This is a genomic window from Cupriavidus sp. OV096 (assembly GCF_900115455.1).
Lineage (GTDB): Bacteria > Pseudomonadota > Gammaproteobacteria > Burkholderiales > Burkholderiaceae > Cupriavidus.
This window is the reverse complement of record NZ_FOWM01000006.1, coordinates 1-24,262: the sequence shown is the minus strand read 5'-3', so window position 1 is coordinate 24,262 and position 24,262 is coordinate 1. Positions and strand designations below refer to the sequence as shown.

General features: G+C 66.7%; 23 protein-coding genes. 10 read left to right on the top strand and 13 right to left on the bottom strand.

The annotated features are described in order from the left end of the window. Positions 1 to 5: 5 nt before the first annotated feature. From BM115_RS15000 to BM115_RS27120, 3 genes are read right to left on the bottom strand one after another with little or no spacing between them, the layout of a single operon-like run. On the bottom strand, positions 6 to 1,184 hold the full coding sequence (locus BM115_RS15000) for an HlyD/EmrA/EmrK family protein (RefSeq protein WP_092295182.1): 1,179 nt from the start codon (positions 1,182 to 1,184) through the stop codon (positions 6 to 8). Then, complete coding sequence (locus BM115_RS14995) at positions 1,181 to 2,674, bottom strand: efflux transporter outer membrane subunit (RefSeq protein ID WP_218158033.1); 1,494 nt, start codon at positions 2,672 to 2,674, stop codon at positions 1,181 to 1,183. The genes BM115_RS15000 and BM115_RS14995 overlap by 4 nt, the downstream gene beginning before the upstream one ends. Next, complete coding sequence (locus BM115_RS27120) at positions 2,671 to 2,865, bottom strand: hypothetical protein (protein WP_143093902.1); 195 nt, start codon at positions 2,863 to 2,865, stop codon at positions 2,671 to 2,673. The genes BM115_RS14995 and BM115_RS27120 overlap by 4 nt, the downstream gene beginning before the upstream one ends. A gap of 56 nt (positions 2,866 to 2,921) precedes the next feature. On the opposite strand from BM115_RS27120, the gene BM115_RS14990 reads away from it, so the two are divergent. Further along, a complete protein-coding gene (locus BM115_RS14990) occupies positions 2,922 to 3,908 on the top strand; it encodes an alpha/beta fold hydrolase (protein WP_092295178.1) in 987 nt (328 codons plus the stop codon). A 30-nt stretch (positions 3,909 to 3,938) separates the two neighbouring features. Further along, positions 3,939 to 4,646: a cysteine hydrolase family protein gene (locus BM115_RS14985; protein ID WP_092295176.1), complete on the top strand. Its 708-nt coding sequence runs from the start codon at positions 3,939 to 3,941 to the stop codon at positions 4,644 to 4,646. 6 nt (positions 4,647 to 4,652) lie between these two features. Here the strand turns inward: BM115_RS14985 and BM115_RS14980 are convergent, their stop codons facing one another. From BM115_RS14980 to BM115_RS14955, 6 genes are all read right to left on the bottom strand, one after another. Continuing rightward, complete coding sequence (locus tag BM115_RS14980) at positions 4,653 to 5,561, bottom strand: LysR family transcriptional regulator (protein ID WP_092295173.1); 909 nt, start codon at positions 5,559 to 5,561, stop codon at positions 4,653 to 4,655. Positions 5,562 to 5,620: 59 nt separating this feature from the next. Beyond that, positions 5,621 to 6,322, bottom strand: coding sequence for a cysteine hydrolase family protein (locus tag BM115_RS14975; RefSeq protein ID WP_092295170.1), 702 nt, complete (start codon positions 6,320 to 6,322; stop codon positions 5,621 to 5,623). Between the two features lie 104 nt (positions 6,323 to 6,426). Then, a complete protein-coding gene (locus BM115_RS14970; protein WP_092295167.1) occupies positions 6,427 to 7,485 on the bottom strand; it encodes a VWA domain-containing protein in 1,059 nt (352 codons plus the stop codon). Then, positions 7,482 to 8,504, bottom strand: a complete 1,023-nt coding sequence (locus BM115_RS14965) for a DUF58 domain-containing protein (RefSeq protein ID WP_092295165.1) — start codon at positions 8,502 to 8,504, stop codon at positions 7,482 to 7,484. Before BM115_RS14965 ends, BM115_RS14970 begins: the two co-directional genes overlap by 4 nt. Then, complete coding sequence (locus tag BM115_RS14960) at positions 8,482 to 9,495, bottom strand: AAA family ATPase (protein WP_092295163.1); 1,014 nt, start codon at positions 9,493 to 9,495, stop codon at positions 8,482 to 8,484. Before BM115_RS14960 ends, BM115_RS14965 begins: the two co-directional genes overlap by 23 nt. A gap of 12 nt (positions 9,496 to 9,507) precedes the next feature. Further along, on the bottom strand, positions 9,508 to 10,458 hold the full coding sequence (locus tag BM115_RS14955) for a S1C family serine protease (RefSeq protein ID WP_092295161.1): 951 nt from the start codon (positions 10,456 to 10,458) through the stop codon (positions 9,508 to 9,510). Between the two features lie 76 nt (positions 10,459 to 10,534). On the opposite strand from BM115_RS14955, the gene BM115_RS14950 reads away from it, so the two are divergent. After that, the gene (locus BM115_RS14950; RefSeq protein ID WP_092295159.1) at positions 10,535 to 11,599 is read left to right on the top strand and encodes a VWA domain-containing protein; all 1,065 of its coding nucleotides are present in this window, start codon (positions 10,535 to 10,537) and stop codon (positions 11,597 to 11,599) included. 59 nt (positions 11,600 to 11,658) lie between these two features. On the opposite strand, the gene BM115_RS14945 is transcribed toward BM115_RS14950, so the two are convergent. From BM115_RS14945 to BM115_RS14930, 4 genes are all read right to left on the bottom strand, one after another. Beyond that, complete coding sequence (locus tag BM115_RS14945) at positions 11,659 to 12,042, bottom strand: hypothetical protein (RefSeq protein ID WP_092295157.1); 384 nt, start codon at positions 12,040 to 12,042, stop codon at positions 11,659 to 11,661. A 153-nt stretch (positions 12,043 to 12,195) separates the two neighbouring features. Next, a complete protein-coding gene (locus BM115_RS14940) occupies positions 12,196 to 13,386 on the bottom strand; it encodes a CaiB/BaiF CoA transferase family protein (protein WP_092295155.1) in 1,191 nt (396 codons plus the stop codon). A 17-nt stretch (positions 13,387 to 13,403) separates the two neighbouring features. Continuing rightward, a complete protein-coding gene (locus BM115_RS14935) occupies positions 13,404 to 14,399 on the bottom strand; it encodes a tripartite tricarboxylate transporter substrate binding protein (protein WP_092295153.1) in 996 nt (331 codons plus the stop codon). A 30-nt stretch (positions 14,400 to 14,429) separates the two neighbouring features. Then, positions 14,430 to 15,191, bottom strand: coding sequence for an enoyl-CoA hydratase/isomerase family protein (locus BM115_RS14930; protein ID WP_092295151.1), 762 nt, complete (start codon positions 15,189 to 15,191; stop codon positions 14,430 to 14,432). 80 nt (positions 15,192 to 15,271) lie between these two features. Here BM115_RS14930 and BM115_RS14925 point away from each other — a divergent pair, with 80 nt between their 5' ends. The 7 genes from BM115_RS14925 to BM115_RS14895 all read left to right on the top strand — a co-directional run. After that, positions 15,272 to 15,949: a GntR family transcriptional regulator gene (locus tag BM115_RS14925; protein ID WP_092295149.1), complete on the top strand. Its 678-nt coding sequence runs from the start codon at positions 15,272 to 15,274 to the stop codon at positions 15,947 to 15,949. A gap of 106 nt (positions 15,950 to 16,055) precedes the next feature. Then, complete coding sequence (locus BM115_RS14920) at positions 16,056 to 16,799, top strand: CDP-diacylglycerol diphosphatase (RefSeq protein ID WP_092295147.1); 744 nt, start codon at positions 16,056 to 16,058, stop codon at positions 16,797 to 16,799. Positions 16,800 to 16,978: 179 nt separating this feature from the next. Beyond that, complete coding sequence (locus tag BM115_RS14915) at positions 16,979 to 19,453, top strand: type VI secretion system Vgr family protein (protein WP_255370862.1); 2,475 nt, start codon at positions 16,979 to 16,981, stop codon at positions 19,451 to 19,453. Positions 19,454 to 19,463: 10 nt separating this feature from the next. Continuing rightward, positions 19,464 to 21,050, top strand: a complete 1,587-nt coding sequence (locus tag BM115_RS14910; RefSeq protein ID WP_143093901.1) for an esterase/lipase family protein — start codon at positions 19,464 to 19,466, stop codon at positions 21,048 to 21,050. Further along, positions 21,047 to 22,114 carry a T6SS immunity protein Tli4 family protein gene (locus BM115_RS14905; protein ID WP_092295141.1) on the top strand — a complete coding sequence of 356 codons (1,068 nt, stop codon included), beginning with the start codon at positions 21,047 to 21,049 and terminating at the stop codon, positions 22,112 to 22,114. The genes BM115_RS14910 and BM115_RS14905 overlap by 4 nt, the downstream gene beginning before the upstream one ends. 41 nt (positions 22,115 to 22,155) lie before the next feature. Further along, complete coding sequence (locus BM115_RS14900) at positions 22,156 to 23,703, top strand: esterase/lipase family protein (protein ID WP_092295139.1); 1,548 nt, start codon at positions 22,156 to 22,158, stop codon at positions 23,701 to 23,703. 92 nt (positions 23,704 to 23,795) lie between these two features. After that, positions 23,796 to 24,262 (top strand): hypothetical protein (locus tag BM115_RS14895; protein ID WP_369825673.1); only part of this gene is annotated, 467 nt, incomplete at its 3' end.

Below are 24,262 nucleotides of genomic sequence, written 5' to 3'. Positions count from 1 at the left end.
CGCGCCTAGGAGTTGTCGTCGATGATGCGGCGCACGTGCGCTTCGGCGCGCGCCAGTTCGTCCGCGAACACCGTGGTGCGGTAGTTCTGGCTGGAGGCGTCGATGGCCACCAGCCGCTTGCCGTCCCGGGCGCGCGTATCGACGGCGACCTTCATCGACAGGCCGATCTGTAGCGGGTGGGCCGTCACTTCCGCCGGGTCCAGCGCGATGCGCACCGGCACACGCTGCACCACCTTGATCCAGTTGCCGGTGGCGTTCTGCGCCGGCAGCAGCGCAAACGCGCTGCCGGTGCCGGCGTCCTGCCCGATGACCCGGCCGTGGTACACCACCCGCCGGCCGTACAGGTCGGTGGTCAGCGTCACCGGCTGGCCGAGGCGGATATCGCGCAACTGCGACTCCTTCAGGTTGGCCGTGACCCACAGGTGATCCAGCGGCACCACGGACATCATCGACACGCCCGGGCTGACGCGCTGCCCCACCTGCACCGAGCGCTTGGTCACCACGCCCCCCACCGGCGCCAGGATGCGCGTGCGCGAGAGGGCGATGCTGGCATTGCGCACCTGCGCGGCGGCGGCGAGCACATCGGGGTGAGACCCCACCGACGTCCGCTCGACCAGCGCCTGGTTGCGCTTGAGCTGCTCGCTGGCCATGGTCAGGGCGGCCTGTGCGGCGCGTACAGCATGGCGCGCATGGATCAGTTCTTCGCCCGAGATCGCCCCGCTGGCGACCAGCGCCGAGCGCCGCGTCATGTTCTCCTGCTCCCGCGCCAAGTCGACCGTGCGCAGTTCCACATTGGCGCGATCCTGGCCGACGGCGGCAAACTGCCCGCGCACCTGCCGCACCGTGCGGGCGAGCTGGGCCTGCGCGGCCGCCAGCGCCAGCTGGGCATCCACGCCATTGAGTTCGACCAGGGTCACGCCCGAGGCGACCAGATCCGTGTTGTCGGCGAGGATCGCGGTGACCACGCCGCTGACCTGCGGCGTGACCTGCACCACGTTGCCTTCGACATAGGCATCTTCGGTGGAAACCTGGTCCCGGCCGTATTGCAGCCAATAGCCGGCGGCGCCGGCAAGCAGGAGGACGAGCAGGACGCCGCCGGCGATGCGCCGGCGCCGTGCCGGACGGAGGTCGACGGGCGGCGCGGCGGTGGCTTGCGCGGGCGTGGGCTGGCTGGCGGGATTCATGATGCGCTCCGGGTGGCCGCACCGGCGCCTTGGGCCGGCGCTGTCGCGGTGTCATACCCGCCGCCCAGCGCGCGGATCAGTTCGAGGTGCAACGTACGCTCCTGGGTTTCAAGGTCGATCAGCAATTGCTTCTGTTGCAGGACCTGGCCCTCGGCCGACAGCACCTGCAGATAGTTGCCCACGCCGCTGCGATAGCGCGACACGGCCATGTCATAGGCTTCCTGCGTCAGTCGCAGCGCCTGTTGCTGCTCGTCGGCGCGCTCGGCATGCCAGCGCAGGGACACCAGCTGGTTGACCACATCGTGCAGCGCGGTAATCAGCGTGGCGTTGTACTGCTCCGTTGCGGCGTCGTACTCGGCCTGCCTGACGCCGAGGTTGGCGCGCAGCCGGCCCCCGTCGAAAATCGGCAACGATAGCGCCGGGCCGATGCCAAGGGTGCGGCTGCCCGCGGTAAAGAAGTCGGACAGGCTCAGGCTGGACAGCCCGGCAAAGGCGTTCAGGCTGATGTTCGGATAGAACTCGGCCTTGGCGGCGCGGATGTCGTGGCCCGCCGCTTCCACGCGCCAACGCTGCGCCACCACATCCGGCCGGCGGCCGATCAGTTCGGCCGGCAGGGTGGCCGGCACCGCCGCCGCGTAGCGGTCGCGCAGTTGCGGGGGGCGGATGTCGGCGCCGGCATCCGGCCCCTTGCCCGCCAGTGCCGCGAGCTGGTTCTGGGTCAGCGCGATGATCTCGTTGATGGCGGCAAGGCGCTCGCGCGTGGCGGGGAGGGCGGCTTCGGCCTGCTTCATGTCGAAGGCCGAGTCGAGTTGCGCATCCACGCGCCGGCGTGTCAGGTCGAACGTGTTCTGGCGCTGGCGGTAGGTCTGCTCGGTCAGCGCGCGCTGGGCGTAGGCGGCATCGAGCCGCAGGTAGGTGCGCACGACGGAGGTGGTCAGCATCAGTTCCGCTGCGTGGTAGTCGACCTCGGCGGCGCGCACGCGGTCCAGCGCGGCGTCGAACGCGGCGCGGTTCTTGCCCCAGAAGTCGAGTTCGTAGCCGAGACCGAGCTGCACGTCACTGGCCCATTTCCAGCTGCCGCCGAGCGGGGGTGGCACAAGGCCGTTCTCGCTGAAGCGCTGGCGCGTGGTCCGCGCGTCCAGGTTGACCTGCGGATACAAGGCGGCTTCGGAGCGGCCGGCGAGCGCATCGGCCTGACGCACCCGCGCGGCGGCGATGCGCAGCGTGGGTTGCCCGGCCAGTGCCGTTTCCACGAGCGCGGTGAGCTGCGGATCACCGAAGCCTTCCCACCATGCGCGGTCCGGCCAGGCGGCCGGCGACAGGGGCGTGTCGGCGAGCGATGCGGTGGCGGCCAGGCGGTTGGGGTCATCGACCGTAGCTTGGGTCTTGAGCCCCTTCATGCTGGCGCAGCCCGGCAGGAATACCGCTGCGCCCAACACGCCAAGGCATACCCAGGCCGGCACGGTACGCGTCTTTGGCTTCGCCATCATTGCTTCTCCGCAACCTTCGCCCGGACGACATGGCCGGGGCTGAACATCGGCCCCGACGACAGGCCGGTTGCCTGATACCAAAGGTAGCGGTCGGCCCCGCACGCCGGTAGTGCCCCGCCGGCGCGCACGGTGTTGCCGGAGAGGCACCAATCCTGCGGGCGTTTTCGTTGTTCAATGGAAACCAGCAACAAGCGCACTGTCGTTCACCCCCGATTCTCAACCTCGCAGCAAAACAAGGATCTTCGCCATGTCTTCCGATCAGAGTCTCCCGAATCGCGTGTCACGTCGTAACCTGCTGCTCGGCAGCGCCGCCGCAGCCTCCGCGCTGGTGGCCACCAGCATTCCCGGCGGCGCCGAAGCCGCACAGGCCGCCAAGGGGGCCAGCGCCTCGGCAGCGGGCAAGCCGCACGGCAGCTACATCACCGCCCGCGACGGCACGCAGCTCTACTACAAGGACTGGGGATCGGGTCGGCCCGTGGTGTTCAGTCATGGCTGGCCGCTGCATTCCGATAGCTGGGAATCGCAGATGCTGCTGGTGGCCAGCTCGGGCTTCCGCGCCGTGGCGCATGACCGTCGTGGCCATGGCCGGTCGAGCCAGCCGTGGGAGGGCAATGACATGGACCACTATGCCGACGACCTCGCCACGGTGATCGAAACCCTCGACCTGCGCGACGCCATCCTGGTGGGCTTCTCCACCGGCGGCGGCGAAGTGGCGCGCTACCTCGGCCGCCACGGCACGCGTCGCGTGTCCAAGGTCGTCCTGGTCTCGGCCGTGCCCCCGGTGATGGTCAAGACGCCGGCCAACCCGAACGGCCTGCCGGTGGAGGTCTTCGACGGCCTGCGCGCGGCCCAGCTCGCCAACCGCTCGCAGTTCTATCGCGACGTGCCGTCCGGCCCGTTCTACGGCTACAACCGTCCGGGCGCCAAGCCGTCCCAGGGGCTGATCGATGCCTGGTGGGCGCAAGGGATGCAGGGCGGACACAAGAACACCCTGGACTCGATCAAGGCCTTCTCGGAAACCGATTTCACCGAAGACCTCAAGAAGATCGACAAGCCGACGCTGATCATCCACGGTGACGACGACCAGATCGTGCCGATCGACGCCGCCGGCCGCGCCTCGGCGAAGCTGATCAAGGGCTCCAAGCTGATCGTCTACCCGGGCGCGCCGCACGGCCTGACCGACACCCACAAGGAGAAATTCAACGCCGATTTGCTGGCGTTTATCCGCAGCTGACCTCGCAACTTCACCTGAAAGGCCCCCACCATGTGCAATGCCAACCCTGCCTACAAGGACCCGGCCGAGCCGGGCCTGCCCAGCGCCGACCTGGCGCTGGACCTCGCGCGTACCGCGCTGGTCGTGATCGACCCGCAGGTCGACTTTATGAGTCCCGAAGGGCGGAGTTGGGGCGTGGTGGGGGAGAGCGTGACCGAGCAGAACCTGGTGCCCAACCTCGTCCGCCTGTTCGCGGCGGCGAAGCAGGCCGGGATCTGCGTCGCCATCTCTCCGCACTACTATTTTCCGCACGACCACAAGTGGAAGGTGGCGGGTCCGGCGGAGATGTTCCAGCATGCCGTCGGCATGTTCGACCGCCCCGGCGCGCTGACGCTGGAGGGCTTCCGTGACTCGGGCGCCGACTTCATGCCCGAGCTGAAGCCTTATATCGAGGATGGCGAGACCATCATCTGCTCGACCCACAAGCTCTATGGGCCGCAGGCCAACGATCTGGTCCTGCAGTTGCGCAAGCAGCGGGTGGATCAGGTCATCCTCGCCGGCATGGCGGCCAACCTGTGCGTGGAGTCCCATCTGCGCGACCTGCTCGAGCACGGCTTCGAGGTGGCGGTGGTGCGCGATGCCGTGGCCGGCCCCAAGCTGCCCGAGGGTGATGGCTACCATGCGGCGCTGGTCAACTTCCGCTACATCGCCAACGCGCTCTGGGACACCGACGAGACGCTCAGGCGGCTGGCGCGGTAAGCCGATTCAATTTGCCCGGTCGTCCATCCGATAGTGCGCCGCCATGAATTCGACGAAGGCACGCGCACGCGGCGTGAGATGTCGGGTGTGGGGGTACAGCGCGTAGTAGTGGCTGGTACCCAGCCGGTATTGCGGCAGCACGCGAACCAGCCCGCCCCGGGCCAGTTCGGTACGCACGGTGCGTTCGGTGAATGCCGCGATGCCCGTGCCGGCCAACGCCGCCGCGTACAGCGCGGTGATCGTATCGGTCGACATGCCACCCCGTACACCCACGTGTTCGACAGCCCCGTCCGGGGCTGTCAGCGTCCATTCGCCGGTGCGGTTTGCGCCCGTGAAGCTCAGCACAGCATGCTGCGCAAGGTCCGCCGCCGATACCGGCAGGCCGTGCCGTGCCAGATAGGCCGGTGACGCCACCAGCACCGTGTCCGATGCCGTCAGCGATTTCGCCATCAGGCTGCTGTCGGCCAGCGGTGTACTGCTGATGCGCAGTGCCACGTCGAAACGCTCGGCTACCAGATCCACGAAGTGGTCGCTGCACGACAGATCCAGGGCGATATCGGGAAAGCTTGCCTGGAAGGCCGGCAGCCAGTCCGGCAGCTCCAGCGTGCCGATGGCCAGCGGCACTGTCACCCGCAGCGGCCCGGCGAGATGCTCGCGTTCGCCGGTCATCGCCGCTGTCATGGCGTCCAGGCGCGCGAGGATGTCGAGGCTGTACTGGTGATAGCGCTCGCCCGCCGCGGTCAGCGCGAAGCGGCGCGTGGTGCGGTTCAGCAGCTGCACGCCCATGGCGGCTTCGAGCTGCTTTAACTGCCGCGAGACGGTGGAGTGCGACATGTCGAGCCGCTCCGCCGCCGCCGAGAACCCCTTGGTCTCGACGATGCAGCAGAAGATGCGCATGGCAAGCAACTGATCCATGAAGTATCGATGTGTCCGGCCAAATGAGAAACGCCCCGCAGGGCGTTCCGTGAACCCGCTCAGCGCAGCGGCAGGCGGGTAATGTCGGCGGTGGTCATCACATCGCCGAAGGTGTCTTCGATCTCCGCGAGCGCGGCGCGATGCAGCGCGTCCTTGTCGACCTTCTGGCCGTCGGCCCGCACGATATCGCGCGTGGCGGAGGCGTCCGATGCTATCACAACGTGATAGCCGAGCGGCACCGCGTCCCGCGCCGCGCCGGCCACGCAGGCATGCGTCATCAGGCCCGCCACGATCACGGTTTTCACGCCCAGCGTCTTGAGGCGCCGGTCGAGATCGGTACTCGCAAACACGCTCACGGTCTGCTTGCGCAGCACGGTGTCCTGCGGGCGCGGCAGCATGCCCGGCTCGAACGACACCGTGTCCCCATCGGCCGCAAACAAGGCGGAGCCGGCCGGCGCCACATGCTGCACCTGGAACACCGGCATCCGCGCCTGATCCGCGAACGCCACCAGCCGCTGCGCCTGCGCCAGCGCACGCCGGCCGTCCGGGATGGGCAGCCGGCCGGAGAAGTATTCCTTCTGGAAGTCGATGATGACCAGCGCGGTGGTGCTGGCCTCGAGATGGTCGATGGGCTGGGCGCCGAGAATCGCGCGGATACCCGGATGCGGGTTCGCCCCGGCGGCGCCGGCCGATGCGGCCGATACGGCGAGCGAGACCCCGACGGTAGCGAAGCGCAAATAGCGTGGCAGATGGAAGTTCATGCAACAGGCTCCTCAGGAAAGAGGCGCCAGTCTAGGTACCGCCACGCTGCACTACAACGCCATGCGCCGCACAGGATTTGTGCGGGGGCTGCACAGGCGGCGCCCTACAACACCCTCCCAAACCACCACAGCGACAGCAACCCGGCGCAGCCGGCCAGCAGGGCGCCCAGCGCGGCGAAGAAGGCGGTGATTTCCACCTGGTTGCGTTTGTCGAAGGCCAGCTTGGCGCTGAGGGCGCGGTAGACCTTCTTGAGCTGGCTGGCATCTTCCAGGCGGAAGTATTCGGCGCCGGTCACGTCGGCCACCTGTTTCAGGACCTTTTCGTCGAGCTTGACCCGGGCCGACCAGCCGTCCACCGAGAGCACCACGCCGTCCGTCGTGCCCACGCCTACCGTGTAGATGCGGACGCCGTGGGCGGCGGCGAGTTGGGCGGCCTGGACCACCGCCGGGCCGGCGTTGCTTTCGCCGTCGGAGAACAGGACGATGGCGCCCGAGGCGTAGGAGCCGGGTCGCTTGTCGTCGTCGCTACCCAGCGCATCGGCAGTCTTCTGCGGGGGGATGTCGTCGTCCATGAGGAGCGCGGCGTCGGGGGTGGCCTGCGGGAGCAGCGTGGTGAGCGCGATCAGCAGGCCGTTGCCGAGAGCCGTGCCGCCCTGCGGTTTCAGGCGGTCGATGGCGCTGGCCACGTCTTCCCGGTTGCGGCTGGGCGCGTGCGCCACGGCGGCCGTGGCGGCCATCGCCACCACGCCCACCTTGACCCCCGAGGGCTGGGCGTCCAGCAGCACCTTGGCGGCCTGCTGGGCGGCGCGAATGCGGCTCGGCTTCACGTCCTGCGCACGCATGCTGCCGGACAGGTCCATCACCAGCATGACGGTATCGATGCGGGACGGCAGCATCAGCACGGCCTGCGGGCGGGCGATGGCGAAGATCAACGCGCTCAGGGCCAGCAGCGCCAGCCCGGGCGACACGTGCCGGCGCCAGCCGGCGCCGCCCGTGGTGGTCAGGCCGACGCTGCGCAGCGCGGGATAGTGCACCGCTGCGCGGCGCCGGCGCGCATCGAGCCAGACATAGCCGGCCCCCAGCACCAGCACGAAGCCGAGCAGCCACAGCATTTCCGGCCACAGGAAACTGAAGAGGGGCAGGCGGCTCATCGCATCGATCATGATGCCCCCGCGCCGCTCGCGGCCCCTTGCCGATGGCGTCGCTGCCGGGCGAAGTGCAGCAGCGCCAGATCGAGCCGGGCGTAGGTCGACAGGGTCAGGCACTCCACGCCGGCCCGCGCGAAGCCCTGCCGCAACTCCGCCTCGCGCGCCTCCGCGGCGGCCGCAAAGCGCTTCCGGAAGGCCGGGTCATGGGTGTCGACGAACATCTGCTCGCCGGTTTCGGCATCCTGCAGCACCACCAGCCCAAGATCAGGCAGGGCCACTTCCAGCGGATCGACCAGCCGCACCGCGACGATTTCGTGGCGCCGGGCCAGCATGGCGAGCGAGGCCTGCCAGCCCGGCGCGCTGATGAAGTCAGAGACCACGAACATCACGGAGCGGCGTTTCGCCACGGACCGCGCGCGTTCGAGCAGGTCGCGCAGCCGGGTGTCGCCCGGCGAAGCGGCGGGCGTGGCCTGCATGCGGTCGAGCAGGTGCAGCAACTGGCGGCGCCCCGCGCGCGCCGGGATCACCGAGGTGGCGATCTCGCCCGCGCCGCCGTAGAACACCGCGCCTACCCGGTTGCCATAGCGCGTCAGCAGCAGCGCCAGCACGGTGGTGAAATCGTTCAGCAGGTCGCGCTTGCGCACGCTGCCCGAGCCGAAGTCGATCGAGCCGCTCAGGTCCAGCAGGAACCAGACTGCCACCTCGCGGTCTTCCTGGAACTCGCGCACATGCGGCGTCTGCAGCCGCGCGGTCACGTTCCAGTCGATGTGGCGCACATCGTCGCCGGGCCGGTATTCGCGCAGATCGGCAAGATCCAGCCCGAAGCCGCGGAACAGGGTGCGGTAGTCGCCCTGGAGCATGCCGTCCAGCCGGCGCACCACGGTCCATTCCAGGCGGCGGACCAGCGCCTCGGTCTGGCTGACGCGCGGGCCGCCCAGCGGCGCCTCCGCAGGCGGGGGGACCGGCGGGAGCGGGGCGGCGGCGGCAATGCCGTCCGCGCCGGCCCGGCGCCTAGCGAACAGCCGCCCGAGCATGGGTTTCCAGCGGCCGCTCCGGCACCGGCAGGGCCTTGAGGATGCGTGCGATCAACTGGTCCGCCGTCACGCCATCGGACATGGCTTCATAGGAGAGCGCCAGCCGGTGGCGCAGGACATCGGGCACCAGATCCACCACGTCCTCGGGCACGGCATAGTGCCGGCCGCGCAGGAAGGCCAGCGCGCGGGCGCCTTCGATCAGGCCGATGGTGGCGCGGGGGCTGGCGCCGAAGGACACGTAGCGATCCATGTCGGCGAGATCGTAGTTGCCGGGCTTGCGGGTGGCCGCCACCACGCGCACCGCGTACTGGATCAGTTCCGGGTCGACATAGACCTTGCGGCAGGCTTCCTGCAATTCGACCAGATGCTCCGGCGTGGCAATCGCCCCGACATGGATGCGCGGGCCGGTCACGCGATTGACGATGACGACCTCCTCCTCCTCGCTCGGGTAGCCCACCAGCACCTTCATCATGAAGCGGTCGACCTGCGCCTCGGGCAGCGGGTAGGTGCCCTCGGTCTCGATCGGGTTCTGGGTGGCCATGACGAGGAAGGGCGCCGGCACGCGATGCGTCTCCCCGGCGATGGTGACCTGCTTCTCCTGCATCACTTCCAGCAGCGCGCTCTGCACCTTGGCTGGGGCGCGATTGATTTCATCGGCCAGCAGCAGGTTGGCGAACACCGGCCCGCGCACGGTGGAGAACTCGCCGCTGCCCTGGTTGTACATGCGCGTGCCGACCAGGTCCGCCGGCAGCAGGTCCGGCGTGAACTGGATACGCTTGAACGTGCCGCTCATGGTGCGGGCGAGCGTGTTGACGGTCAGCGTCTTGGCCAGGCCCGGCACGCCTTCCACCAGCAGGTGCCCCCCAGCCAGCACGGCCACCAGTACCCGCTCCAGGAAGTGGTCCTGCCCCACCACCACGCGCTTCACCTCGTACAGCAGGCGTTCCATCAGGTTGGCGCTGTCCGCAGCGCTCCGGGCTTCGTCGTTCATAGGCCTCCGCGTCTAGAAGGGGGAAGATCCGATGGATGCGCCGGCACTTTCGATGGTGATGGCAAAGCCAATACCGAGGAAAGTGCCGTCCTTGTTGGGGTTGAGGATGGCCGTGACGATGCCCACCACCTCGCCGTTCATGTTGACCAGCGGCCCGCCCGAGTTGCCCGGGTTGGCGGCGGCGTCGAACTGGATCAGCTTGTCCAGCTTCTGCTTGTTGTCCGGCGAGATGAACTGGCGGTCCAGCCCGGACACCACGCCGGCGGAGACGGACGGGCCGATGCCGAACGGAAAGCCCACCGCCACGACTTCGGCGCCGGGCGCCAGCTCCCGGCTGGAGCCGAGCGTGGCCGCCGGCAGGTCGTCGGGGATGGATTTGGCCTGCAGGATGGCGATGTCCTTTTCCGGAATCGCCTGGAGGATGGACGCCTCGGCGACATGCCCGTCGTGGAAGCGGATTTCCACGCGGCTGGCATCGGCAATGACGTGGTGATTGGTGATGACGATGCCACTTTCGGTCACGACCACGCCGGTGCCGATCTGGCGCTCTTCGGTCTTGTGGTCGGGCATGCCTTCCGTGGCGATTTCGTCACGCGGCGGGGCGGGGGCCGGCGCGGGCGAAGGTGCAGAGGATTTTGGCGAGGATTTTGGCGACGGCTTGGTGTGTGCCTTGGCGGATGGCGCCGGCTTGCTGTTGGGCGCCGCCGGTGCCGGTTGCGCCTTGTCTTCCCCGGGCGCGTAGCTGCGGACTTCCACCACCGACTCGCGCACCGCCTCTGCGGCGCGCGCCGTGCGCGACGGCAGGCTCTTGGTTTGCAGCGTATGGAGCACGGCCGAGTCGATGTCTGCCTGCGTGGGTGCGCGCGCCGGGGCGGGCTGCATCAGCCAGGCGGAGCCCACACCCAAGGAGAAAACGAGCGCGACTGCCGCCGAGAGCCATCCGTAGATCGTCACCCGTTTCATTGCTGCTCCCGAGGTCCCGTCCCGCCGTTGGAAAATACAGTACCATCGTTCTCACTCACGCGCCAAGGAGCAGGGCATGCAGTTTCTCTGGCCGCAAATGCTCTGGTTGCTGCTGGCGCTCCCGCTGCTGGCCGCGGCCTATCTCTATCTGCTGGCACGGCGTAAGAAGACCGCGCTGCTTTATGCCAGCCTGACGCTGCCCCGCGCCGCGCTTGGCACGCGCCAACGCCTGCGGCGCCATATTCCACCCCTGCTGTACTTCGTGGCGCTGGCCCTGGCGCTACTGGCCTGCGCGCGCCCCAGCGCCACCATCACCCTGCCATCGGACACCGTCACGCTGGTGCTTGCCATGGACACCTCGCGCAGCATGGAAGCCACCGACGTGGCGCCCACACGCATCAGCGCCGCGCAGCAGGCGGCGCGGGACCTCATCATCGGCCTGCCGGCCAGCGTGCGCCTGGGCATCGTGTCCTTCGCCACGACTGCCACGGTGGTGCTGCCGCCCACCAACAACCGGCAGGACATGCTCGACGCCATCGAGCGCTTCCAGCTCCAGCGTGGCACGGCCACCGGCAGCGGGCTGATCCAGGCGCTGGCGGTGCTGTTTCCCGACGATGGCATCGATCTCGAGGACATCCTGTTCAATGGCATGTCGGCCCGCCCCGGGCGCGGCCCCCGCTCGCTGGACGAGGCCGCGTCGGCGGATGCCGCGCGCAAGCGCGATCAGGAGCGGGAGGCGGTGCAGCCGGGCTCGTACCGGCACGGCGCGGTGATCCTGCTGAGTGATGGGCGCCGCACCACCGGCCCGGACCCGGCGGAAGCCGCGCGCATGGCGGCCCAGCGCGGGGTGCGTGTCTATACCGTGGGATTTGGGTCGACGCAGGGCGGCGCGGCGGGGGAATCGAACCTGTCTTACTTCATGCAGCTCGATGAACCGGCGCTGCGCGCGGTGGCGACGATGACGGGTGGGGAGTACTTCCAGGCCGGGTCGGCGGCCGACCTGAGTCAGGTTTATCGCCAGCTCAGTGCCCGCTTTGCGATGGAGCGCAAGGAAACCGAGGTGAGCGCGCTGCTGGCGGCGGCGTCGGTGGTGTTGCTGGTGGCGGCCTGCGCCTTGTCGATGCTGTGGTTCCGGCGGTGAGCGCTGGCACGCCGGGGCACCAGCGCGGTGCCTCGGCGTGCCGGGCTGAACGGGCTGGATCAGGCCCCGTCGAGGAAACTGCTGCGCTGGCCGAGCCGCGAGCCTAGTGCGTCGGGCGGCAAGGTGGTGTTCGCTGCCGCGCTCGGGTCCATCGCCGGACTCATGGTGGGGGCGGGGGCGACGGTTGCCGCGATGGGCGCGCCAGCCGACGGCGGCACGCCGTACTGGACCGACTGGCCGGAGCCTTGCGCATAGGTGTCGGGTGCAGCAGGCGGCACGCCTTGCTGCACGCCCACCGGGGACGGCGCGGCCGACTGCATCGGCGGTTGACCCTGTTGCGCCGGTTGCATCGGCTGGGCCGGCAGCGTCTGCTGCGCCAGCAGCGGATAAGACGCGATCATCGCACCAGCCATCAACAGGGATTTCGCCAGATGTTGCTTCATTCGTGTACCTCCTAAAACGCCTACAGGCATGGGAGTGACCACTGTAGCGTCGAGGCACCTGACATTCTGTTTGATTGTGCAACTGTCATTTACGAGCCTTGCCCGTCACGGCAAGGCCGGTTAGTTACGCGCGCGAACCCTGATTAGCGGGGCCTACACCCGGAACTCGGCCAGCAGCCGGGCGCGGTCCTGGTCGAGCGCCGGCGGGTTGCGCACGCCAGAGAGTGCGTCCGCCGTGCCGATCTTGATCGGGTTGCCGGCCACGCGCAGCGCCTTGCCATCGCCGATGCCGATGTCCAGCAGCATGCCGCGCGCCGCCACGTGCGCGTTCTCGACCAGCTCCGGCACGCCGTTGAGTGGACCATGCGGCACCCCGGCGGCTTCCAGCGCAGCTTCCCACTCCGCGGTGGTGGCATCGGCCAGCCGGGCTTCGAGCGCCTCTTTCAGGATGGCGTGGTGCTCGTTGCGGGCCGGCACCGTGGCAAAGCGCGGGTCGCGCGCCCATTCCTCGCGCCCCAGCGCCGCGCAAAGTGTGGTGAACAGCGCATCGTTGCCCACGGCGATGACGATGAAGCCGTCGCGCGTGGCGAACATGTCGAACGGGGTGATCGACGGATGCCGTGTGCCCAGCGGCTTCGGCACGCCGCCCGTGGCCGAGTAGCGTGCGATCGGGTTCTCCAGCAGCGCCACCTGGCAGTCGAGCATCGAGATGTCCACGCGTTCGCCCAGCCCCGTGGCCGCGCGCTTGAGCAGCGCGGACTGGATGCCGATGGTGGCGTACAGCCCCGCGCCGATATCGCCAATCGATACGCCCACGCGCGCCGGGTTGCCGCCGGCCTCGCCAGTCACGCTCATCAGGCCGCCCATGGCCTGCACCACCATGTCGTAGGCGGGGCGGTTCCGGTAGGGGCCGGTCTGCCCGAAGCCGGAAATCGACGCGAACACCAGGCGCGGGTAGCGCGCGTGCAGCGTCGCCCAGGTGTAGCCGAGCTTCTCCATCACGCCCGCGCGGAAGTTCTCGATCAGCACGTCGGCCGACTCCAGCATCTTTTCGAGCACCTTGCGGTCGTCGGCCTGCTTTAGATCCAGCGCGATCGATTCCTTGTTCCGGTTGATGGAGGCGAAGTAGGCCGACTCGCCATCCACGAACGGGCCGACCTGGCGCGAGTCGTCGCCGCCGTTGGGGTGCTCGATCTTGATGACGCGGGCGCCAAGGTCGGCCAGCATCATCGTGCAGTAGGGGCCGGACAGCACCCGCGTGAGATCCACCACCATGAGGCCCGCCAGCGGCAGCAGGCTCTGGCCCGCCGGAGGCGTGGGGGTGGGATTGGCCGGGTTTGTCATTGCATGCTCCATGTCATTCAATCGATCTTCGCGCCGCTGGAGACCGCCAGGTCCACGCCGATCCGGCCTTCGCGCGCCGCGTATTCCTGGAATTCGGCCACCGAGGCGGAGACCGCCACTTCGTCGCCCTGCATCAGGAATTTCTTCTTCAGTTCGGGGTTGGCCATGACCTTGGCGGTGGCCGCGTAGAGCTTGTCGATGATCTCGGGCGGCGTCTTGGCGGGCGCGAACAGGCCGTACCACGCGGACAGGTCGTAGCCCTTCACGCCGCCTTCGGCAATGGTCGGCAACTGGGGGTTGGCCGGCGAGCGCTGGGCGGACGTCACGGCAATCGGCACGATCTTGCCGGTGTCGATCATCGGCTTGACGGACGGCGCCGTGCCGAAGGTGAGCTGCACGTCGCCGGCGGCCACGGCCTGCGCGGACGGCGCGCCGCCCTTATACGGCACGTGTGTCATCTTCACGCCGGCCAGCTTGGTGAAGTAGACGCCGGCCAGATGGGTGATGACGCCGTTGCCGGAGGACGAATAGTTCAGCGAGCCCGGGTGCGCCTTGGCCTGCGCCACGAGGTCGGCCACATTGCGGATGCCGATGTCCTTGTTGACGGCCAGGATCATCGGCGCCGCCACCAGCCGGGTGATGGGGATGAAATCGGACGGCTCGTACTTGATGTTCTTGTAGAGCACCTTGTCGCCGCCCATCAGGCTGGCCGTGGCGATGTAGAGCGTGTAGCCGTCCGCCGGCGCCTTGGCGACGAACTCGGCGGCGATGGTGGTGCCCGCGCCGGGCCGGTTGTCAACGATGACGGGCTGGCCCAGTTCGCGGCTCAGCGCATCGCCATACAGCCGTGCCGTGTTGTCCGCGCCGCCGCCGGCGGGAAAGCCGATGACGAGGCGGATGGGTTTGGTCGGGTACGCCGTCTGCGGCGAAGCCTGTGCAGGCAGCGCGGTGGCGACGAGGGCCAACGTGGCCAGGGCGGCCAGTGACTGCGTGGATACGGGGGTCTTTTTCATGGTGTGTGTCTCCTCCGGGTAGCTGTATCGCTACTTGCCGCTGAATACCGGCTGGCGCTTTTCCTTCCACGCCGCCGCGCCTTCCCGGAGATCTGCCGAGATCTCCGAGCGATGGATGTCCCGCGCCAGCGCGTCGGCATCGAGCGTGCCGCGCGCCAGCGCGTTGAGGTGCTGCTTCATGCCGAGCAGGGCGATGGGCGCCATGCCGGCAAGCTGGGTGGACAACTGGTCCACCCGCGCGTGGAGCGCCTCCGGCTCGACCATCTCGGTGAGGAAGCCGATGTCCAGCATGGTGGCGGCGTCGATCCGGTCAGTGGTCAGAAACAGGCGCTTGGCGGCGTTCAGGCCGAGCCGCGAGACGTAGCGCGCCATGCCGCCGCGATAGAAATGCAGGCCCAGGCGGGCGGCCGGCATAAACATGTCGCAGCCGGGCACGCCGATGCGGAAGTCGCACGCCAGGCAAAGATCGGTGGCGCCGCCGTAGACGCCGCCGTTGATGGCGGCGATGGTGACCGGGCGGGCGGCTTCGATGACGTCCATGACTTCGCCGAAATTCAGCGCGCCTTCGTCGGCCTTGCCGGCCAGCGAGCCGATGTCGTAGCCGCTGCAGAAATACTTGCCGGCGCTGACGAAGCGGAGCACCAGCACGCGCTCCATCTCGTTGACCGCCTCGATGTGATGCCGTATGGCGCGCAGATCACCTGGATTGAGCCGGTTTGCCACCTCGGGGCGGCGTAGCGCGAGGGTGGCGATGGGGCCGTCCACAGTGAGCAGAGGCGAGTTATCATCCATTCCGAAATATCTCCCGGTCTTCTTGATATATTCACGAAGCCTACAGATATTTTCTATCCGGAACAAAAGAGGGTATACCCGTGCAATCACTCCAGGATCGCATTCGAGAAAACGTGGTGTCGGCCATTCAGACCGGCGCGCTGCCCCCGGGGGCACAGATCGACGAGAAGGCGCTGGCCGACGCGTTCGAGAGCTCGCGCACGCCGGTGCGCGAGGCGCTGCTGATGCTGGCCGCTCAGGGGCTGGTGACCATCGTGCCGCGCGCTGGCATGTTCGTGCACCAGCCGACCGCCGCCGAACTGGTGGCGATGTTCGAGACGCTGGCCGAGATGGAGGGCGTGGTGGCGCGGCTGGCAACCCAGCGCATTACGGCGGCCGGCAAGAAAGTGCTGGCCAATGCGCACGAAGCGGCAGCCGAGCACGTCGAGCGCGGGGATACCGCCGGCTATATCGAGGCCAATCGCAAATTCCACGACGTGCTGTACCAGGCGGCAGCCAATCCGTTCCTGTCCGAGCAGATCGTGCAGTTGCGCCGCCGGCTGGCGATCTACTGGCAGAAGAAGGGGCTGATCAACGACGCCCGCGTGCCCAGCTCCCACCGCGAGCACGGGCATGTGGTGGAGGCGGTGCTGGCGGGCCATGCCGACGTCGCCGCCGAGGCCATGCGGACGCATATCTCGGCAGGCGGCAAGGCCATCGCCGATCTCGTGCTGCTGGCCAGTGCGGCGGTGGACCAGGGCGGCGTGCAATCCAGATAGCCAGTCCGGCCCTATGGTAGAAATGCCACACAAGTTCTGGTAACTCTCCCGGGTCAGGCGCGCGCCCCGCGCCCCAGGCATCTCACCCATACCCAGGAGTTTTCCGATGCGAGGTTTGTTCGTCGCGATCATTGCGGCCTGCGTTTCGGCCGTGGCCAGCGCGGAGATCGTGTGGCCGCCGAATGCCGTCGGCGGTTTCACCCGCAACGGTCTCTGGCGCAACGTGCAGGCGCGCTGCCTCACGGACGGCGCGCCGCGCCACGCCGACTGCGCCGTGGTCGATCGCGACCGGGGCCTCGTGCTCTACAAGGACTACGTCGGCGCCTCGCACTACCTCGTGATTCCCGATCATGCCGTCAGCGGTGTGGAACACGCGCGCGTCTGGACGGGCACGCGCGCCAACGGCTGGGCCTTCGGGTGGGAAGAACGCCAGATCGTGGCGAAGGCGGTCGGCAAGCCCCTGCCCGATACGCTGATCGGCCTCGCCGTGAATTCCCGGGGCTCGCGCAGCCAGGACCAGCTCCATATCCATCTGGATTGCATCAGCGGCGCCGCTCAGAAGTTTCTGAACCAGAGCGGCATTTCGCCGGCATGGGGGGAGTTCACGTTCGCGGGGAAGCGCGTCCGGGCGAAGCGCGTGCCGGCGGACCAGCCGGTGCTGGCCTTCAATCCGTTCGATGAGGTGCATCGCGAAACGGCGGGCACCGCCGGCGACACGCAGGACCGCGGCATCTTTCTCGCTTACGCGGGCGGCGGCTTTGTCGTCGTGGATGAGCCGGTCGCTCTCGCGCCGGCCAACAACGGCCATGCCAGCGATTTCCTGGACCGTGGCTGCAAGCTAGGCCGATAGATCGGGCGCCTGGGAAGGCGCCGGCCTGACCTCAGGTAATTCCGAGAAAGCCTAGGAAATTCAAGCAATTAGTCACACATGACGTAGCGCAAACAGCGCGCTTTGGGCGCTTCCGGCGCCATCGAAACGGAGTACGGTTCTGCCGCAAATCCGAGTCGATGGGGAAGGAAGTGGAAGCAATAGCGCAGCGGAAGGAATACTGGGCGGACGACGGCGACGCCCGGCTGAAGAGGAGGCAGGTCTACTACCTCGACGTGCCCGGCGCCGCCAATGCCGCCGCGCTGTCGGTGGTGTCATTCACTGCCGAAGAACGGCTTGGCGAGACCTACGTCGTCACGGTGCAGTTCACGCACCCGCTCGAACTCGAGCGTGCCGACTATCTCGGCAAGGCCGCCACCTTCCGCATTGACCATGGCGACCCCATCGACGGGGCCGCGCCGCGCCAGTTCGCCGGCTGCATCACCCGGCTCAGCCGGCTCCAGCGCTCCCGCGACCTGTTCAGCTACGAGGCCGTGGTCGAACCGCTCGCCGCACGGCTGAAGCTTACGCAGGCCAGTCGCATCTACCAGCACCAGACCGCGCCGCAGATCATCGAGGCCATCCTGCGCCGGCACGACCTGCAGGGCCATCAGTTCGCCTTCCGGCTGCGCCGCAAGTATCCGCAGCACGCGTTCCGCTTCCAGTACCAGATGTCCGACTGGGCCTACATCCGGCTGCTGATGGAGCAGGAGGGGCTGTACAGCTACTTCGTGCCCGGCAAGTTCGGCGAGATGCTGGTGGTCGGGGATGACATCGACCATTACCTCTACCAGCCGGAACTGCGCGTGCCGTACCGCGAAACCGCCGGGCTGGAGGCGGGCGTGGAGGCGGTGCTGGCGCTGCAATCTCATGCGACGACCGTGGCGGCGTCATTTCGCGTGGCCGATTACCACCCGGGCAGCGCGTGGGAGCGCTTCACCGGCGAGGCCAACGTCGCGCGCAAGGAGACGACGACCTACGGGCAGTCCTATGTCTTCGGCACCCATCATCTGGACTTCGAGGGCGGCAAGTGGGAGGCGCAGCTACGCCATGAAGCGGCGATGGCCGGCCAGTTGGTGTTCTCGGGCGAGAGCAACGTGCTGGACCTGCGCCCGGCGCGCATCCTCCGCATGGATCTGGCGCTGGCGGAGGCGCCGAACGGGCAGGTCATCACCGAGGTTATCCACACCGGCGCGCGCGATGCCGCCTATCGCAACACGTTCAAGGCTATTCCCTCTGACCGGCGCTTCCGGCTGTCGCTGGCCGAAGACCGCTGGCCGAGGATCCAGGGCACGCTGTCTGCCCGCGTGACCTCGCCGGGCCAGTACAAGTACGCCTACCTGACGCAGCAGGGGCACTACACGGTCCGCTTCGACCTCGATTTCGACACCTGGCCGAACGGCGGCGAAAGCGTGCCGCTGGCGCTGGCCAAGCCGTTCGCCGGGGCGAGGCAGACCGGCTTCCACTTTCCGCTCGTCGATGGCACCTATGTGGACGTGGCCTTCCGCGACGGCAATCCGAACAAGCCATACATCGCCCACGTGCAGCACAACAGCCAGCACGAGGACCTGATCACCAACCGGGACCGCTGGCTGTCTCGCAACGTGATCCGCACCCAGAGCAATAACAAGCTGCGTTTCGAAGACTGGGAGGGGCAGGAGGGCGTCAAGCTCTCCACCGACTTTGCGCGCAAGTCGCAGCTGAATCTTGGCTATCTGGTCGACGACAAACGGCAGAAGCGCGGTGAGGGCTTCGAGCTGCGCACGTCCGGGTGGGGCGCCATCCGGGGCGGCAAGGGCCTGTTCCTGTCGGCGGACGACCAGCCCAGCGCCAAGGGCCCACAGCTCGGCATGGACGCGGCCCGGGGTTTGCTCCAGCAGGCGCTCAGTCAGGCCGAAGCGCTGGCCTCCGCCGCGCAGGCGGCACAGGCGGTGGCGGCAGACTACGGCCGCCAGAAGGCGCTGCTCGACAACACGCTGGACACCCTCAAGCAGGCCGGCCTGCTGGCCAGCGCCCCGGCCGGCATGGCGCTGGCGTCTGGCGGCGACCTGCAACTGAGCGCGAGCCAGAACTTGATCGGCACATCGGGTGGCCACGCGGACTTCAGCGCGCTGAAGCGCTTCACCGTCGCCGCCGGCGAGCTGGTGTCGATCTTCGCGCAAAAGCTCGGCATCAAGCTGTTCGCCGCGCGGGGACCCATCGACATCCAGGCGCAGAGCGACGACATGCGTCTGCTGGCCGACCGCAACGTGACCATCAGCAGCGCCAACGGCAGGGTGGTCATCGAGGCCGAAAAGGAACTGCTGCTGAAGTGCGGCGGTTCATTCCTGCGGCTGTCGCTCACGGGCATCGAGGACGGCACGCGCGGCGACCGGATCATCCGATCGGCTTCCTATCAGCAGACGACAAAGCAGTCGCTTTCTCAGGCGATGAATACGTGGAAGCACACGGAGTTCGATGAAGCGTTCACGGTCCGCTGGCCGTTCGACGACGAGCCCGCCAGCCATGAGTCGTATGCCGTGCTCCGCGACGACGGCAGCCGCATTCGTGGCGCGGCCGATGCGGAAGGCAAGACGTCGCTGCAGAAGAGCCTCTTCGCCGAGAGCGTCGACCTGCTTTGCCCATTGAAATCCTGAGGACCCCATCTTGGCAGCAAGAGAACGCATCATTCCACCCGAAATCCAGGCGGACGGCTCGGTCCGTTACCGCTCCGTCATGACCCCGCCGGACGACAGCGTTGCGGTCTGCTATCTGGTGTCACGCCGGATGATTCCGGTGGTGTTCGTGCCGGGGGTGATGGGGTCGAATCTGCTTGGATTGCGACCCAGACGGCGGTTCAACGGCGAGATTGAACTGACGAAGGAGCCTGTATGGCTGCTCGACAGCATGGCCGACGCGGCAACCTGGATTCCCGTAGGCGCCGAGTTCCGCAAGATCATGCTGGACCCACTGACGACTTCCGTCTATGGCGGCGGAAAGCTCCCTACCGGGACGTCGCTGACGGAAGACGAGATGAGGCGCCGTGGTTGGGGAGAGATCGCCCACATCAGCTACGGCGGGTTTCTGGCCTGGCTGGAGAACGCCCTCAACGACACCCACGACTTCCTGACGGGCGTGCGCTCGCAACTGATGGAGCCCAACACCGTGCAACGCGTGGGCGTACAGCCGCTGACGCGTGCGGAGGTGGCGCTGTCCTACAAATACCGATACCCGGTGCATGCCGTGGGCTACAACTGGCTGCAGTCGAACCGCGCATCGGCGGAGCACCTGAAGGCGCGCGTCGAGGCATTCATGGCCTATTACCGGAAGCAGGGATTCATGTGCGACCGGGTGATTCTCGTCACGCATTCCATGGGCGGGCTGGTGTCACGCTGCTACACCGAAGTGCTGGGCGGGCGCGACCGGGTGCTGGGCGTCGTGCATGGCGTCATGCCCGCCACCGGCGCGCCGGCCGCCTACAAGCGCGTCAAGGCGGGAACGGAAAAACCGGCTGGCTGGGCACTGGGCTGCGATGCGGAGGAAATGACGGCGGTCTTCGCGCAATCGCCGGGCCCGCTGCAACTGCTGCCAACGCCGGAGTACGGCATGCGTTGGCTGAAGTTTCGGGATGGGGACAAGGTGATTGGCTTGCCGGAATCGGATCCGTACGACGAGATCTATACCAACCGCGGAAAGTGGTGGTGTCTATGCGACGACAAGTTGATCAATCCGGCGGACAAGAAGAAGGTCACCCTCGATCGCGATTGGAAGCTATACGAGTTCCGAGTCAAGGCCGTCGTCAAACCGTTTCATCAGGAGATCGCCGGCCGCTACCATCCAAATTCGTATGCCTTCTTCGGTGACGATCCAAATCACAAGAGCTGGGGCGAGGTGACATGGCAGCGACGCCATCAGGCAGGCCTCGGGCCGGCAAGAGGCCTGCCTGTCGATGACCCATTGGATGGCAAGGTGGTGGCGAACAAGGGCACCGGCGAAATCGCCGTTCACACCCGGCGCGGTGACAACACCGTCCGGACCGTGTTCCAGCTTCAAGCCGCAGCGGACAGCGGTGACGGCACAGTCCCGCACCGCTCGGGTGCCGCGCCAAAAGGCAGGACAAAGGTCTGCCTGGCCTATCGTGGCATCGATCACGAAGGTGCCTACAAGGCGCTGCCCATCCAACTCTTTACGCTTTGGTCGATCGTGAAGATCACCGATGCCGTCAAGCTCACCTCGATGGCGTACGGCAAATGAACCTGACCCGCAGATTCTTTACCGCCGGCCTGTGCCTGACGCTTGCCGGCTGCGATTTCCCTCCGAAAATGACCGCGCAAGAACAACAAGCCATCCAGGCACTGACCACCCAACTCGTCCCGCAATGCGTGGGGCGCTACCTCATCGATATGCCGGCGCAAGTCGAATTGGGCGGCATGGTGAAGATGCAAGGTGCCCTCGTCGAGACGGTAGCCATGTCGCTGGACCAATTCCAGAAAGAGGTGGCAGCCCGGGAGGCCGAACTCACCAAGACGCGAAGCATCGATGCGCATCCCTTCCTGTACGTGAACGCGCCGGCGTGGGATGAACATTCACGCTACTTCCTGCATCGTGGCTCGATCGGCAACGATCCGGGACATCGAATACTGGAAGGCTACCGGTGGGAGAACGGTGTGCTGATCAGGATCGAGCTTCAATCCTGGGACTTCACAAAGCCCGATCAGACCAAGGATCCGCTCGTGCGGAAAATGGAGACCAAGAACGACGTGCCTCGCGCCGCCACACAGGTGTTCGAAATGCTCACCAGCTTCCGCGGCCGGCCGGATGGCGCGATACCCACAGAGCCCGGCCTCTGCGTTCCCGGCGGGATTCTCCTGGGCAAGTCGAAGGATGACGAGCAGGTCGACGTCGATTTCAATTTGCCGGCCTATCCCGACGTCTACTTCAACGTATTCACCCATTCCAGCCTTCAGGAGAAGACCTCCTTGCTGTGGCGGGGCGGCCCGATTGCCGCTGCGCAACGCGTGCTCGATGACGGGAAGACGTTACGCAGGGGCACGGTGGATCTGCCCGGTGGCCGGGGCGAGGAGATGGTTATTGCGGGGCCGATGATCGTGACGAACGTCCAGGGGCAGGCGTTCCGGCTGGAGAGCAACGCCACGACCGGCAGCCCGGAGACACCGTTCGTCGCCGTCAAGCTGAGCAACGGCGGCCCCACGGGCCTGGAAGAACCGTTGAAGAAGGCCTCGCTGACGGAGGCGCAGGCACTGGCCCTATGGGACGCCGTGTCCCGCACCCTGCGGCCCAGACCCGGTGCTCTCTGAGAAGCCGGCGATGGTCAACGTCAAACAACAACGGTGATGTCATGGAAGTCACGCAACGCATTATCCCGCCCGAGATTCAGGAAGACGGCTCCGTGCGGTATCGATCCGTCATGTCGAAGGGAAAGACCGAGGCGATTTGCTACCTGGTCTCGCGGCGGGTCATCCCGGTGGTGTTCGTGCCGGGGGTGATGGGGTCGAATTTGGCTGAGAAAGATGGGGAAGGTAAAGCTGTTTGGCTGCTGGATAGCATACGTACCGTGTTCCATTGGACGAGCAAGGATGCGGCCGATCGCAAAAGGATCCTGAATCCGAATGAGACGATCGTGTATCGCAAAGGGAAGCTTCCGACCGGAAGCGCGCTGACCAAAGAGGAAATGCAGCGGCGAGGCTGGGGCGAAGTCGCATACATGAGCTATGGAGAGTTCCTCGCCTGGCTTGAGGGAGCGCTCAACGATACACATCAATGGCAGAACGGCATACGTTCGACGCTGCTGGATGACGTGAAGGCCCGCGCGATCGGCGTGGCCGCGCTCACGCGCGAAGAAGCCGCCTTGTCCTACAAGTACCGCTATCCCGTCCATGCCGTGGGATACAACTGGCTGCAGTCCAACGAGGATTCGGCAAAGCGCCTGGCGGCCAGAGTCAATGCGTTCATGGCCTTCTACCGAAGCCAGGGATTCATGTGCGACCGCGCCATCCTCGTTACGCATTCGATGGGCGGACTTGTCGGGAGGTATTTCACTGAGTCGATGGGCGGCAAGGAAGTCATCCTCGGTGTGGTGAATGGGGTCATGCCGGCGACCGGCGCTGCGGCAGCCTACAAGCGGGTGAAAGCCGGTACGGAGGGTGCGGCGGGAAGCGTCCTGGGTAGTAATGCCGAAGAAGTGACGGCGGTTTTTGCACAAGCGCCCGGACCCCTGCAATTGCTGCCCACGCCCGAGTACGGCAGCCATTGGCTGAAGATCCGTGATGGCAACCGCATGGTCTCGCTTCCGCAGTCAGATCCCTACAACGAGATCTACACCGTGCGGGGAAAGTGGTGGGCGCTATGCCACGAACACCTTATCAATCCGCTCGATACGTACAAAAAAACAGTAAACGAGGACTGGCAACGGTACGTGGAAACCGTTGAGACGCTAGTGCGCCCATTTCATCGTGCCATCGCGAACCGATATCACCCGAATACGTATGCGTTCTACGGCGACGATACCGCACACAAGACCTGGGGAGAGGTCACATGGCGGCGGCGGCATGCTGCGCCGCGCTTCGGGCCGCGCGCCATTGACGACCTTGCCGAGGGAACGGTTACGGGTGACACAGGCGTGGGAAGCATCTCGATCCTCACGCGCAGTGCCGGAAACCCATTGCGCGTCGCCTTCGACCTGAACGGCGCGGACGAAGATGGCGACGGCACCGTCCCGCGCCGGTCCGGCGCAGCGCCACGGGAGAAAGCAAAGGTCTGCCTGGCTTACCGAGGGATCGAGCACGAAGCCGCGTACAAGGTCTTGCCACTCCAGCTATTCACCGTATGGTCGATCGTCAAGATCACGGATGCCGTGAAACAAACTTCCATGGCCTATCGCAAATGAAACGCTTCTCATCGCTACTTATCGTGATCTTTTCGCTTGCGCTACCGGCTTGTGGGAAGACCCCTCCATTGACGCCTCAGGAACAACAGACAGTGAATGCCCTGACTACCAACCTAATCCCGCGTTGTGTGGGACGCCATCTTATCGATTTGCCCGCCGGCGTGACGGTCAAAGGGTCCGCCACTGTGGAAGACGCACGGCTCGAGACGAAGATCATGTCCCTCGATGCATTCAACAAGGAAATCTCCGCGCGGGAAGCGGAACTCAAGGCGGTGAAGAGCATGGATGCGCATCCATTTCTCTATCTCAATCTGCCCGCGTGGGATGAGCACTCCCGCTATTTTATGCACCGGGGTTCGGAACGCAGCCACATCGCAAACCGGATTCTGGAAGGCTATCGTTGGGAGAATGGGGTTCGCGTCAAAGTCACGCTGGAGGCGTCAGATTTCAGCAGCCCCGATCAGGCGGATGACCCGATCGTGCAGCGCATGGACATCAAGAACGATGTTCCCCCGAAGGCCAACCATGTCTTTGAACTGCTTACGAACTTTCGCGGCCG